Below are 12,622 nucleotides of genomic sequence, written 5' to 3' on the forward strand. Positions count from 1 at the left end.
CGACGTCGGCCGAGGCGCCGACCGCAGCAGGGGGGCGGTCGGCCATGACGGACGTCACGACCGAGCGGTGGGGCGGCGCGCCCGAGGTGCAGGTCGTGCGCGTCGGCCTGACCGCCGAGGAGCGCTTCACCGAGTTCGCCCGGACGAGCTCCGCCGACCTGTACCGGTACGCGTACCTGCTGTGCGGGGACGCGCACCGGGCGCACGACCTGGTGCAGCTCGCGCTCGAACGGACGTTCCGCGCGTGGACGCGCGTGGGCGACGGGCAGCCGTTCGCCTACGCGCGCCGCGTCGTGGTGACGGCTCGCATCGACTCGTGGCGGCGCACCCGGAGGGAGGTCTCCGTGGAGCACGACACCCTCGTGGGTCTCGACGTCCCGGCGACGGGCGACTCGTCCGGGATCGAGGACCGGGACCGGGTCGTGCGGGCCCTGCTCGCCCTCCCCGTCAAGCAGCGGCGGGTCGTCCTGCTGCGCTACGTCCTCGACCGGTCCGAGGCCGAGACCGCCGCAGAGCTCGGGATCGCGGTCGGCACCGTGAAGTCGACCGGGTCCCGGGCCCTGGCCCGCCTGCGCACCCTGATCGCACCCGAGCACGGGACGGAGACCGAGCGATGAGCACGACGCCGGAACGCAGGACCCCGGACGACGAGGACCTCGTGGAGCGGGTGCGCGCCGCGCAGACCGCCGTCGAGGTGCCGCCCACGCTGGACCCGGACGCTCTGGCGCGCCGCGCGGTCCGGCGCGTGCGGGCACGACGGCGCGTGGTCGCCGCGAGCGGGTCGGCCGTCGCCGTGGCGGCGCTGGTCGCGGTCGCGGCGCTCCTCCCCGGGGCCCTGTCCCGCGGGTCGGCGCCGCCGCCCGCGCTCGCGGCGGCCCCCGCGCGGACCACCGCACCGGCGTCGGAGGGAGCGGCCCCCGCTCCCGCGGCGCCACCGCAGGAGCCCGCACGCTACCTGCCGGTGGGCGACGGCGAGCTGCCGGAGCTGCCGGGTGTCGAGCACGGCGTCGTCGGCACGCACCACGGGGACTACACCGTGCAGGGCGGGCTCACGTACACGCTGCCCCCCGGGGGGTGGGAGGTCGAGGGCGAGGCGTCCGGCGAGCCCGCGTCGGTCCGCTGGAAGGGCCCGGAGCACTGGGCCCCTCCGGGGTCGGAGATCCCCGCGGACGCGGTCCCGCCGCCCATGGTCGACTCCGGCGCCACGGTGAGCATCGACGTCGACCCCGGGGCCGCGTCGTGGGTCGTGCCGGCCCGGGACTCCGGGGCCTGGACGGTCGAGGTCCCCGGCTCGGACTTCGTCGTGGTGACGCGGGGCCCGGCCGACGACCCGGACCTCGCCCGCTGGGAGGCCCGGGTCCGGTACGGCGGAACGGGCTGGACGATCCGCCTCGACTTCACGGACGACGCCGTGGGCGACGAGCTCGCCCGCGACTTCCTCGGCAACCTGTGGTTAGCGGCCGAGGGCGCGCCGGAGTGGTTCAGCCCGACGTACACGTACCCGGAGATCGGCCCGCTCACCACGGGCACGCCCGCCGGGTGGCAGACGGCAACGACCGGCACCCTCTCCTACGCCGTGCCGCCGGGCTGGACCGTCGCCGACGTCGAGGGCAACTACGGTCCCGGCGTGGAGTGGACGGGCCCGTTCGCCACGAACCCCGGGCCTGTCCAGGACGGCACGTCCCCCGACGTGCACTGGAACATGTTCGTCCAGCGAGGCGGCTCCGGGGCGCGCGCGTTCGACTACTCCGGCGAGGGGTGGCACGGGCAGCGGATCGAGGTCCCGGGCGCCGACTTCGCCGAGGTGCTCCTGCACCAGGGGCCGTTCTGGGCGGACGACGGGATCTCGGCGCTCAGCGCGGACGTCCGGGTCCACGGCGCGGACGGCGGAGAGAACCTCATGCTGATGATCTCGCTGCCCGGTGACGACGCGGGGCTCGAGACGCTGCGCGGGATCCTCGGCTCGCTACGGTTCTGACGCTCCGCCGTCAGCCGGTGCCGGCGCTGCCCGCGGCGTCCTCCGCCGCCGCTATCTCGCGCGCCTCCGCCTCGCCCCACGCGTCGACGTGGCGGTGCGGAGGTCCGGGCGGTGGCGAGTACCCGGGGTGCGGCCCGGGCGTGAGGTAGGTGCGCGCGAAGAACAGCGAGGCGGCGAGGTCCTCGCGCCGCTCGGCCGCGGTGCGGGCGCGCCGCGTCGAGATCTCGACGACGACGTCCCCCTCCCAGCCGCGGCGCACGAGCTCGGCGAGGACGAGGTCGCACGGCTGGTCGCCGCGCCCGGGGACGAGGTGCTCGTCCGTGATGGACGACGACCCGTCCGCGAGGTGCACGTGCGCGAGGCGGCCGTCGAACACCTCGAGCAGCGCGAGCGCGTCCTGCTGCGCGACGGCGGCGTGCGACAGGTCGAGCGTGACGTGCTCGTAGCCGTGCTCGGACGGGTCCCAGCCGGGCAGGTACGCCTGCATCTCGCGCTTGCGGCTGCGCCACGGGTACATGTTCTCGACCGCGATGGTGACGCCCTCGGTCTCGTCGAGCTCGCCGACGAGGTCCTCGAACTCGCGCGCGTACCGGTACTGCCAGCGGAACGGCGGGTGCACGACGACGGTGCTCGCCCCGACCTCCTGCGCCAGCTCGACGCTGCGCCGCAGCTTGGGGCCGGGCGACCGTCCCCACACGCGCTGGCTCACGAGGAGCGTGGGCGCGTGGATGCTGCGGATCGGCACGTCGTGCTCGGCGGAGAGCCGGCGCAGCGCCGCGGCGTCCTGCGTCGTCTCGTCGGACCACACCATGACCTCGACGCCGTCGTACCCGAGGTCGGCCGCCGCCTCGAAGGCGTACTGGGCCTTGCGCGGGTAGACGCTCGCCGTGGACAGCGTGACGTGGATGCGCGGCTGCTCCCCCGGTGACCGGGGGGCGTCTCGCGGCGTCGTCGCGTCTGACATGCCGGTCACCCTAGACCCGTCCGCTGTGGCCCACACCAGCGGACGGGCGGCGCCGACGACGCCGCGCCGCGCGAAGGGCTTCCGACCCTCCCCTTTCCGGGCCGGATCGCCTAGGATGCACTGGTCCAGACCACTTGTCTGCCGGAGGAACACCATGGACCGTGCCGTCGTCGTCGCGATCACCGAGGGCCTGCACGCCCGCCCGGCCGCGCTCTTCGTCAAGACTGCCGCCGCCCAGCCCGCGCCCGTGCGCATCGCCAAGCCCGGCGGCGACGCCGTCGAGGCGGCGAGCATCCTCGGGGTCATGACGCTCGGCGTCTCGGCCGGGGACGAGGTCGTGCTCTCCACCGACGCCGACGGCGACGAAGCGAGCGCGTCGATCGACGCGCTCGTCGCCTTCCTGGAGCAGACCGAGGTCGCCTGACGCGGTGCCCGGCCCCGCGGGCGCGGGGCCGGGCACGGCGCTCGTCACAGACCCAGCTCGTCGAGCACGGGGAGCCGGGCGCGCACTGCTGCGCGCGCGGCGTCGGGCGTGGGCTGCTGGAGCGCGAGGAACGCGAGCTCCTCACACTCCCCCGACGTCGTGGCCGCCAGCACCGCGGCGACGTCCGGGAGCGCGCGCGGCGTCATGGACAACGACGTCACGCCGAGCCCGACGAGCACCGGGGCGAGCACCGGGTCGGCCGCCGCCTCCCCGCACACGCCGAGCGGTCGCCCGTTGAGCGCCGCCCCCGAGCCCGTGGCCCCGACGAGCGCGAGGACCGTCGGCTGCCACGCGGTGGACAGGCGCGCGAGGTCGGAGACCTCGCGGTCGGCCGCCATCGTGTACTGCGTGAGGTCGTTCGTGCCGATGCTCGCGAACGCCGCCCTGGCCAGCACCCAGCGCGCGCCGAGGGCCGCGGCCGGCACCTCGATCATCACGCCCGCCGTCGCGAGGCCGTGGTCCGCGCACAGCGCGACGAAAGACTCCGCCTCGTCCGGCGTCGCGATCATCGGCGCCATGACCCACACGTCGGCCGCCTCCGCCTCCGCCGCGCGCGCGACGGCCGTGAGCTGGCGGTCGAGCACGTCGGGGTGGCGGCGCGCGGTCCGCAGGCCGCGCACCCCGAGCGCGGGGTTCGGCTCGGCGTCGGGGGTGACGAACGGGAGCGGCTTGTCGGCGCCCGCGTCGAGCGTGCGCACGACGACCTTGCGGCCCGGGAACGCGGCGAGCACCTCCCGATAGGCCGCGACCTGCTCGTCGACCGTCGGCTCGACGGTGCGACCGAGGAAGCAGACCTCGGTGCGGAACAGCCCGACACCCTCCGCGCCCGCCTCGGCGGCGGCGCGCGCGTCCGCGCCGTCCGCGACGTTGGCGAGCAGCTCCACGCGGCGGCCGTCCGCCGTCCGCCCCGGGCCGTCGAGGCGCCGCCGGACGCGGCGCGTACCCCGGGCCGCGACGACCGCCGCCACGTCGTGCTCCGACGGGTCGCGCTCCACCGTGCCGAGGCCGCCGTCCACGAGCACGGTCTCACCGTCGTGCAGCGCGAGCGCGCCCTCGACCGCGACGACGGCCGGGATGCCCAGGGCGCGCGCGAGGATCGCGGTGTGCGACGTCGGCCCACCACCCCGCGTGACGACCGCGAGCACGCGCTCGGGATCGAGCTGTGCCGTGTCCGCGGGCGCGAGGTCGTCGGCCACGAGCACGAACGGGTGGCCCGGATCGGGCACGCCGGGTACGGGGAGGCCGAGCAGGGTCGCGACGATCCGGTCGCGCACGTCCCGCACGTCGCGCGCCCGCTCGGCGAGGAGGCCGCCCAGCGCCTCGAGCCGCCCGACGACGACCCCCGCCGCGTCCCACACGGCCCGGGCCGGGGTGGCCCGCTGCTCGCGCACCCGCCCGACGGCGTCGCGCGCCAGGGCGGGGTCGGCCGCCATCGCGGCGGTCACCCCCAGGACCTCCGCCGCGGTGCCCTCGGCCCGCGCTGCGCGGGCCGTGAGGTCTTCCTGGACCGTCGTCACCGCCGCGAGGACCTGCGTCACCGCGAGGTCGACGTCGGCGCCCGACGCGGCGGCGGACAGCGGAGCCGGGTCCGGCTCCGCGACCGAGCCGGGCATCCGGGCCACCGGCCCCGCCCCCCGCCCGGGGCTGACCGGCACGCCGGTCAGCCCCGGGTCGGCGGCCCGCGCCGGGGCGCGCGTCACGTCGTCGGCGAGCGTCACGCCGTGCCCCCGCCGCCGGACGCGCCCGTCCGGCTCGGGGTGCCTGCCTCCGCGGTGTCAGCGGCCGCGCGCCGCACCGACGCGGCCTCGGCCGCCGAGGCGTCCGGCCGGGCGTCGTCGGTGGTGTCCACGGCGCCCGTCGCCTGGACGGCGCCCTCCGCGTCGTCGTCCTCACGACCCGGCGTCCGCAGGTTCCAGCGGGTGATGACGAAGCGGAAGAGGACGTAGTAGAGCACCGCGTACCCGAGCCCGATGGGGATGAGAAGCAGCGGCATCTCGGCGATCCGGAAGTTCAGCAGGTAGTCGATCGCGCCCGCGGAGAAGCCGAACCCGTCGCGGATGCCGAGCGCGTTGACGAGCGCCATCGACGTGCCGGTGAGCACCGCGTGGATGACGTACAGCGGGTAGGCGACGAACACGAACGCGAACTCGAGCGGCTCGGTGACGCCCGTGACGAACGAGACGAGCGCGGCCGAGCCCATGATGCCCGCGACGACCTTGCGCTGCGCCGGCTTGGCGGTGTGGACGATCGCGAGCGCGGCGGCCGGGAGCGCGAACATCATGATGGGGAAGAACCCGGTGAGGAAGGTGCCCGCGGTGGGGTCGCCCGCGAGGAACCGGAAGATGTCGCCCTGCGCGACCGTGCCGTCGGCGGCGGTGTACTCGCCGAACTGGAACCACGGCAGCGAGTTGAGCAGGTGGTGCAGGCCGATGGGCACGAGGAGGCGGTTGAGCGTGCCGAAGACGAACGCGCCGAGGATGGTCGAGCCCGTGACGAACCCGCCGATCTGCTCGTTGATGAGCCAGTCGAACGCGGGGTAGATCAGCGCGCCCACCACGGCGATGAGCACCGAGACGCCCGCCGTGACGATCGGCACGAACCGCCGACCGCCGAAGAACGCGAGGTACTGCGGCAGCTTGATCCGGTAGTACTTCTGGTACAGGAGCGCGGCCGTCAGGCCGATGACGATGCCGCCGAGCACGCCGTAGTTGATGAGCGCCTGCGTCTCGCCCTCCGCCGCCTCGCCGAGCACGTAGGGCGAGAGCGAGTCGCTGACGCCCTTGAAGACGAGGTAGCCGATGAGGGCGGCGAGCCCCGTCGTGCCGTCCGACTTCTTCGCGTACCCGACCGCGACGCCGAGGGCGAAGATGATCGGGAGGTTGCTGAACAGCGCGTTCCCGGCGGCGCCGAGGACGTCGGCGACGGGCTGCATCCACGCGAAGGTGCCGGCGACGCCGTCGGCCCCGAGCATGTCCGGCTGGCCGAGGCGCAGCAGCAGCGCGGCGGCGGGCAGCGACGCGATGGGCAGCATGAGCGAGCGCCCGACGCGCTGGAGCTGCGCGAAGCCGGGCACCCCCCTCTTGGTCCTCGTCGGTTCGGCGACGGTCGTCATGTCCTTCTCCTCCTGGGCAGGCCTGGGGCGCAGGCGAGGTGCGTCGTGCGGCGGCTGTGGCGCGACGTCGAGCGGCGTCGTTGCCGGTCCCGGGGCGCGACGAGAAGACCTGGGGTCGTCGTGCCCGGGCTGTCGGTCCAGGTTGTCTGGACCACTTGCAGGAAGAGTGGTCTAGACCTCATGATGTGTCAACCCCCGAGGGTGACCCGGGACACACGGCGGGCCCCGCGGGGCGCGTCGCCGCAGGTCGCACCACGGCCGGGCAACGAGAATGCAGCCGTGGAGAACGCGGCACCGGAGCAGGACGGTCGGCGACGACCGGGACCAGGGACGGCACGAGGACGAGGACGCGGCACGACGATGAGCAGGTCACGATCGCAGGCGAGCGAGCACAAGTACCTCACGGTGCGCGCCTACCTCGCCGACCTCGTGGCGAGCGAGCTCTCCGTCGGCGACGCGGTGCCGTCCGAGCGCAGCCTCACCGAGAAGTTCGGCGTCTCGCGCATGACCGTGCGCCAGGCCGTCGACGCGCTCGTCACGGAGGGCGTGCTGGAGCGCGCGCAGGGGCGGGGCACCTTCGTCGCTCCGCCGCGCGCCGACTTCGAGATGCGCCTCACGACGTTCGGCGAGGAGGCACGACGGCGCGGCATGGAGCCGGGCACCGAGGTGCTGGAGGTCGGGACCGTCCCCGCGCCCGCCTCCGTCGCCGAGTCGCTCGGCCGCGCGACCGGCGACCCGATGCACCACGTCGTGCGCCTGCGCACCGCGGACGGGTCGCCCATGAGCGTCGAGGAGGCCTGGATCCCCGTGGACCTCGCCCCCGACCTGCTCGACGACGGCGTGCCCGAGAGCCTGTACGGCGCCCTGCGCGAGCGCGGCCTCGCGCCGACGTGGGGCGAGGACACGATCACCGCGTCCGACGCCACCGTCCAGGAGCAGAAGCTGCTCGGGCTCCGCGCCTCGCGCGCCGTCATGCGCACCGTGCGACGCACGTTCGCGGGCGACTCGCCCCTCATGTACTCCCGGTCCAGCTACCGCGGCGACCGGTACAGCGTCTTCGTCCCGCTGCGCGAGGCGCGCCCGACGCTCGTGCCGCGCAGCACCACCGCCGACGACGCCGCCGCCGCGGACGGGGGCGCCGTCACCGACGACGCGCCGACCGACCAGCTCGCCCCCGTGCCGGTGCCGGCACGGGCGACCGAAGGGAACGACCGATGACACAGTCCGACGCGGAACGCGCCGCGACGATCCTCGCCGGCCTCGGCGGGGTGGGGAACATCGAGGAGATCGACCCGTGCACCACGCGGCTCCGGTCGCTCGTCAAGGACCCCGCACTCGTCGACGCCGCGCTCCTGCGCCGCGCCGGCGCGTTCGGCGTCATGGTGAACGGGCGGGTCGTGCAGGTGGTGGTCGGCCCGCAGGTCGACACCATCGCGTCCGACCTCGCCGACCTCATGTGAGGAACCCGGCCCGGGCGCGACCCGGGCCACCGCCCTTCTCCAGCGCACCCCGCGCACCCCGACCGGCACGGCTGCCGGCCGGGCCCCCCGACCCGGCCCCGGCCGGACCCCGACCACGAGGAGCACCCGTGAGCAAGGCAGAGCAGATCCTCCGAGGCCTCGGCGGCGACGCGAACGTCCTCGACCTGGAGGCGTGCATCACGCGCCTGCGCGTCGAGGTCGAGGATCCGGCGCTCGTCGACGACGCCACGCTGACCGCGGCCGGGGCGATCGCCGTCGTGCGGTCGGGCGCCGCGATCCAGGTCATCGTCGGCCCCGAGGCGGACAACATCGCCTCCGACATCGAGGACCTCCGCTGATGGCGGCGCCGCTCACGGTGCTCGTCCCCGTCACGGGCACGGTCGTGGACGTCGGCGACGTCGACGACCCCGTCTTCTCCGCCGGGCTCGTCGGCCCCGGGCTCGCGGTCGAGCCCGACGACGCGCAGGGCGGCGAGGCCGTCGCGCCCATCACGGGCACGGTCGTCAAGCTGCACCCGCACGCGTTCGTCGTCCAGCACGACGACGGCCGCGCGGTCCTCGTGCACCTCGGCATCAACACCGTCCAGCTCGGCGGCGAGGGCTTCACGACGCACGTCGCGCAGGGCGACCACGTCCAGCGCGGCACGGTGCTCGTCACGTGGGACCCGAAGGCCGTGCGCGCCGGCGGCCGCTCGGCCGTGTGCCCCGTGGTCGCGCTCGAGGCGGCGCCCGACGACGTGACCTCGCTCGCCGAGGTCGGTGCGTGGGCCGCCCACGGCGAGGAGCTGCTCACCTGGGGCTGATGCGTCGGGCCCCCGATCGGCCGGGAGGGCCACGGCGAGCGATTGTGCGGACCCCTTCCATATGCGAGCCTTCGATACTGACGCCACGTCCACAGGGGGCGAGCACGGCGTCAGGATGCTCGCGCATCACACCCGATGAAGGGGGAACGATGAAGTTCAAGAAGCTCGTCGCCGTCGTCGCCGCCGCTGCGGCGCTGGCCCTCGCCACGCCGACCGTCGCGAACGCGGCGGAGACACGGACGTACACCAACACGTTCGGCAGCTGCCGGGTCCTCGTGATCTCCTACGCCAACGCCGGCGGGGCGAAGACGACGGCCACCTACCGGCTCCTGGGCGGGCAGTCCAAGACCTTCAGCACCGCGGGCCACATCCTCGGCCACTCCTGGACCGCCTGCTGACGATCATGCGTCACCGGGGTCGGGCTCCGTCGGAGCCCGACCCCGCGCACGTCCACCGACGGCCCCGGTGAGGACCGTGGTCTAGCCGCGCAGCGGGAGGGTGAGGGACGGGACGTCCCCCGGCTCGCCGCGGTCGACCACGCGGACCGGCACGCCCCAGTCCTGCTGCGCGAGGTGGCACGCGGGGAACACGTCCGGGTCGGGCTCGCCGTCCGGGCCGAGGGGGACGACGTCGCACGACGCCGCCCGGGCCGTCACGTGCAGGACGCCCTCCCCGACCGCGGGGTTGATGACCAGGTCGCGCCCGAGCTCGACGCCGACGCCCTCCCCGGACAGCAGGAGCTCGGGCGGCGTCGCGCTCACGCGCAGCTCCGTCGACGGACCGAACCGGTCGTCGAGCTTCTGCCCCGGCGCCGGGACGAACGGCACGTCGAGCCACAGCGGCCCGGCCCCGATGTCGGTGACGGGGCGCTGCGTGCGGTGCGCGCCGCCGTCGAGCACCTCGCCCGCGAGCGACGCCGGGAGCGCGACGCGCGTCAGGCGGTGCGCCGCGGACTCCACGACGAGCAGGTGGACCTGCGGCTCGCCGTCCGGCCCCTCGCCCACCTGCACGACGACGCCGCTCGGCTCCGCGAGGCCCGTCGCCAGGGTCGTGACCTCGCCGGCGAGGCGGGTTCCGGAGGTGTCGTCCCCGACGCTCCCGGCGTCACCGGCCGCGGGCGCGAACCGGCGCAGCGCGCCGTCGTAGGTGTCGGCGACGACGACGCTCCCGTCGGGCAGCGTCGCGACCCCGAGCGGGTGCTGCATCAGCGCCTGCTCGGCCGGGCCGTCGCGGTGGCCGAAGTCAAACAGCCCTTGCCCGACGGCGGTCCGCACCTCGACATCTCCACCGGTGACCGCGGTCACGCGGCGCAGCGCCGAGGTCTCGGCGTCGGCGACCCAGACGGCGCCGTCGGATGCGACGGCCAGCCCGGACGGCTGGGCGAACCAGGCCGACGCTCCCGGCCCGTCCTCCAGACCCTCGTTCATGGTCCCGGCGAGGTGCGTCATCGAGCCCTGCTCGCCGTCGAACGCCCACAGCGTGTGGTTCCCGGCCATCGCGACGACGAACGCAGCGAGGTCCTGCGACCAGGCCACGTCCCACGGCGACGAGAGGCGCACGTCGAGCGGCGCGTACTGCCCGCCCGCCTCGGCAGGACCGTGGCCCGTGACGTCGGCGCCCCGTCCCTCCCGCAGCACGACGTTCTCGACCCCGCCGACCATGAACTGCTCGCCCGTCCCCGCGACGGTGGTCACGTGGCCGTCCTCGAGGCGGACCCCGCGCAGGACGTGGTTGGCCGTGTCCGCGACGACGACGTCGTACCCGAGCCACGGCCGGAGCTCGACCGGGACCAGGCACAGCCCGTTCGGCTCGGCGAACCGCGCGTCCTCGGGGCCGCCGTCGGCGAGCCCGCGCTCGCCGGACCCGATGCGCCGGACGAGGGTCTCGCCGTCGGGCAGGAGCTCGGCGAGCGCGTGGTGCCCGGCGTCCGCGACGAGGATGTTGCCACCGGGCAGCTCGATCGCCTTCGCGGGGAAGCGCAGCGTGCCCGACGACGGCTCGGGCGCCACGTACGGGCCGTCGCCCCGGTGCAGCGTGCCCTTCGCGTCGTGCTCCGCGACGAGCTCCTCGACGAGCGCGGCGATCGCGGACGCGTGCCCCTCCCCCGCCATCTGCGCGACGACGTAGCCCTCGGGGTCGACGACCACGAGCGTCGGCCAGGCGCGCGCCGCGTACGCGGACCAGGTGACGAGCTCCGGGTCGTCGAGCACGGGATGGTGGACCTCGTACCGCTCGACCGCGGCCGCGAGCGCCGCCGGGTCCGCCTCGTGCTCGAACTTCGGCGAGTGCACGCCGACGACGACCAGCACGTCTCGGTGCCGCTCCTCGAGCTCGCGCAGCTCGTCGAGGACGTGCAGGCAGTTGACGCAGCAGAAGGTCCAGAAGTCGACCAGGACGATCTTGCCGCGCAGGTCGGCGAGGGTCAGGTCGCGGCCGCCGGTGTTGAGCCAGCCGCGCCCGACGAGCTCGGACGCGCGGACACGGGGAAGTCGCTCGGTGGTCACGCGGCCATTCTCGCGCGCCGGCGCGCTGTGGACCGACGACGCCTCAGGGGCGGCGCAGGTCTCGGCGCAGCGCGTGGAGCTCCCGCGTCGCGCCGAGGCCGACCACGGCGACCAGGTCGCCCCCGACACGCAGCTCGGTGAGCAGCCCGCCGCCGTCGAGCGTGCGGTGCTCCGGGGTCGCGCCGGGCACGGCGACGCCGAACCCGGCGACCTGGGCGCCGTGCAGCACGAGGGAGAAACCGGCGTCGGGCACGTACGGGCCGGGGTCCGGGCCGCCGACGAGACGGCGCAGGACGGCGCGCGCCGCGAGGGCGCCCTGCGCGACGGCGGCGTCCCAGTGGTCGGTCCGGAACCGTCGTCCGTGCCGGTCCCGGTGGACGGCGACCGCCCCGGCGGCGAACAGGCCGGGCGCGGCGGGGACGGCGAGGCGGTCGTCGACGTCGACGCCGCCGCCGGTGCCGGGTGCGGCGGGCGCGGTGCCGTGCGCGACGACCGCGAGGTCGGACTCCAGGGTCGTCCCGCCCACGAGGCGCACGGTGACGCCGCCCGGGCGCTCGGTCACCGCCTCGACCCGGCGGCCGAGGTGGGCGTCGAGGTGCTCCTCGTGACGCAGGGCGACGGCGCGTGCGACCGCGGTCCCGAGCGCCCTCGCGAGCGGGAGCCGGGAGCGGGCGACGAGGTGGACGGTCGCGCCGACCTCGGCGAGCCAGGCGGCGGTCTCGGAACCGACGAACCCGGCGCCGAGCACGGTGACCGTGCGCCGCGCGGGATCGGGGCCGAGCAGGGCACGCAGCCGCTCGGCGTCCCGCGCGGTGTGCAGGTGCACCACGCGGGGCTCCCCGCCGTCGGCGCCCGCGAGCGCCGGGACGCGGTCCACGGCCGGCCCGGGGCGAGGCACCGCGCCGGTCGCGAGGACGACGGCGGCGGCGGTGAGCTCGCGACCGTCCGCGAGGACGACGGCCCGCCGCTGGGGGTCCAGGCCGATCACGTGCGCCCGTACGAGCTCGACGTCGAGCGGCACCGGCAGGGCGGCCTGCTCCGCGGTGAGCAGGCCTTGGAGGATCGCCTTGTCGACGAGGGTGCGCAGGTAGGGCTCCCCCTCCTCGCCGTGCACGAGGACGACGCGACCGTCGAACCCCTCGCCGCGCAGCGTCGTCACGGCGGCGTGCCCGGCGGCTCCGCCGCCGACCACCACCACGTCCGGCCTGTCCACGTCGCCCATCTCTCCTCCTTGACCTAGATACCCCCTGTGGGTATATTCGCCATCCTAGCCATACCCCATGGGGGTATCAGCACG

13 protein-coding genes are annotated in these 12,622 nt (G+C 75.5%); 8 read left to right on the plus strand and 5 right to left on the minus strand.

The window, feature by feature from the left end:
* The first annotated feature begins 44 nt into the window (after positions 1-44).
* Both BXA05_RS02965 and BXA05_RS02970 read left to right on the plus strand, forming a co-directional pair.
* Positions 45-617, plus strand: coding sequence for a SigE family RNA polymerase sigma factor (locus tag BXA05_RS02965; protein ID WP_061267006.1), 573 nt, complete (start codon positions 45-47; stop codon positions 615-617).
* Positions 614-1,978, plus strand: a complete 1,365-nt coding sequence (locus tag BXA05_RS02970) for a hypothetical protein (RefSeq protein ID WP_076403811.1) — start codon at positions 614-616, stop codon at positions 1,976-1,978. Before BXA05_RS02965 ends, BXA05_RS02970 begins: the two co-directional genes overlap by 4 nt.
* Positions 1,979-1,988: 10 nt before the next feature.
* Here the strand turns inward: BXA05_RS02970 and BXA05_RS02975 are convergent, their stop codons facing one another.
* Positions 1,989-2,942 (minus strand): sugar phosphate isomerase/epimerase family protein, encoded by a 954-nt coding sequence (locus BXA05_RS02975; RefSeq protein ID WP_083711436.1) that lies wholly within the window; start codon positions 2,940-2,942, stop codon positions 1,989-1,991.
* Between the two features lie 154 nt (positions 2,943-3,096).
* On the opposite strand from BXA05_RS02975, the gene BXA05_RS02980 reads away from it, so the two are divergent.
* Positions 3,097-3,366 carry an HPr family phosphocarrier protein gene (locus BXA05_RS02980; protein WP_061267008.1) on the plus strand — a complete coding sequence of 90 codons (270 nt, stop codon included), beginning with the start codon at positions 3,097-3,099 and terminating at the stop codon, positions 3,364-3,366.
* 44 nt (positions 3,367-3,410) lie between these two features.
* On the opposite strand, the gene ptsP is transcribed toward BXA05_RS02980, so the two are convergent.
* Both ptsP and BXA05_RS02990 read right to left on the minus strand, forming a co-directional pair.
* Positions 3,411-5,090, minus strand: a complete 1,680-nt coding sequence (gene ptsP, locus BXA05_RS02985; protein WP_143311042.1) for a phosphoenolpyruvate--protein phosphotransferase — start codon at positions 5,088-5,090, stop codon at positions 3,411-3,413.
* A 50-nt stretch (positions 5,091-5,140) separates the two neighbouring features.
* Positions 5,141-6,538, minus strand: coding sequence for a PTS transporter subunit EIIC (locus BXA05_RS02990; RefSeq protein WP_082774278.1), 1,398 nt, complete (start codon positions 6,536-6,538; stop codon positions 5,141-5,143).
* A gap of 360 nt (positions 6,539-6,898) precedes the next feature.
* On the opposite strand from BXA05_RS02990, the gene BXA05_RS02995 reads away from it, so the two are divergent.
* From BXA05_RS02995 to BXA05_RS03015, 5 genes are all read left to right on the plus strand, one after another.
* Entirely contained in the window at positions 6,899-7,756 is an 858-nt protein-coding gene (locus BXA05_RS02995; RefSeq protein ID WP_076403813.1) for a GntR family transcriptional regulator, read from the plus strand.
* Positions 7,753-7,998, plus strand: a complete 246-nt coding sequence (locus BXA05_RS03000) for a PTS sugar transporter subunit IIB (RefSeq protein ID WP_021482555.1) — start codon at positions 7,753-7,755, stop codon at positions 7,996-7,998. Before BXA05_RS02995 ends, BXA05_RS03000 begins: the two co-directional genes overlap by 4 nt.
* Positions 7,999-8,126: 128 nt before the next feature.
* A complete protein-coding gene (locus tag BXA05_RS03005; protein ID WP_061267010.1) occupies positions 8,127-8,357 on the plus strand; it encodes a PTS sugar transporter subunit IIB in 231 nt (76 codons plus the stop codon).
* Positions 8,357-8,821: a PTS sugar transporter subunit IIA gene (locus BXA05_RS03010; RefSeq protein ID WP_061267011.1), complete on the plus strand. Its 465-nt coding sequence runs from the start codon at positions 8,357-8,359 to the stop codon at positions 8,819-8,821. The genes BXA05_RS03005 and BXA05_RS03010 overlap by 1 nt, the downstream gene beginning before the upstream one ends.
* 149 nt (positions 8,822-8,970) lie before the next feature.
* Positions 8,971-9,219 (plus strand): hypothetical protein, encoded by a 249-nt coding sequence (locus BXA05_RS03015; RefSeq protein WP_021482232.1) that lies wholly within the window; start codon positions 8,971-8,973, stop codon positions 9,217-9,219.
* Positions 9,220-9,300: 81 nt separating this feature from the next.
* On the opposite strand, the gene BXA05_RS03020 is transcribed toward BXA05_RS03015, so the two are convergent.
* A complete protein-coding gene (locus tag BXA05_RS03020; RefSeq protein ID WP_076404090.1) occupies positions 9,301-11,325 on the minus strand; it encodes an NHL domain-containing thioredoxin family protein in 2,025 nt (674 codons plus the stop codon).
* A gap of 43 nt (positions 11,326-11,368) precedes the next feature.
* On the minus strand, positions 11,369-12,547 hold the full coding sequence (locus BXA05_RS03025) for an FAD-dependent oxidoreductase (RefSeq protein WP_076403815.1): 1,179 nt from the start codon (positions 12,545-12,547) through the stop codon (positions 11,369-11,371).
* Positions 12,548-12,622 lie beyond the last annotated feature (75 nt).

This window comes from Cellulosimicrobium funkei (assembly GCF_900155925.1).
Taxonomy (GTDB): Bacteria; Actinomycetota; Actinomycetes; order Actinomycetales; family Cellulomonadaceae; genus Cellulosimicrobium; species Cellulosimicrobium funkei.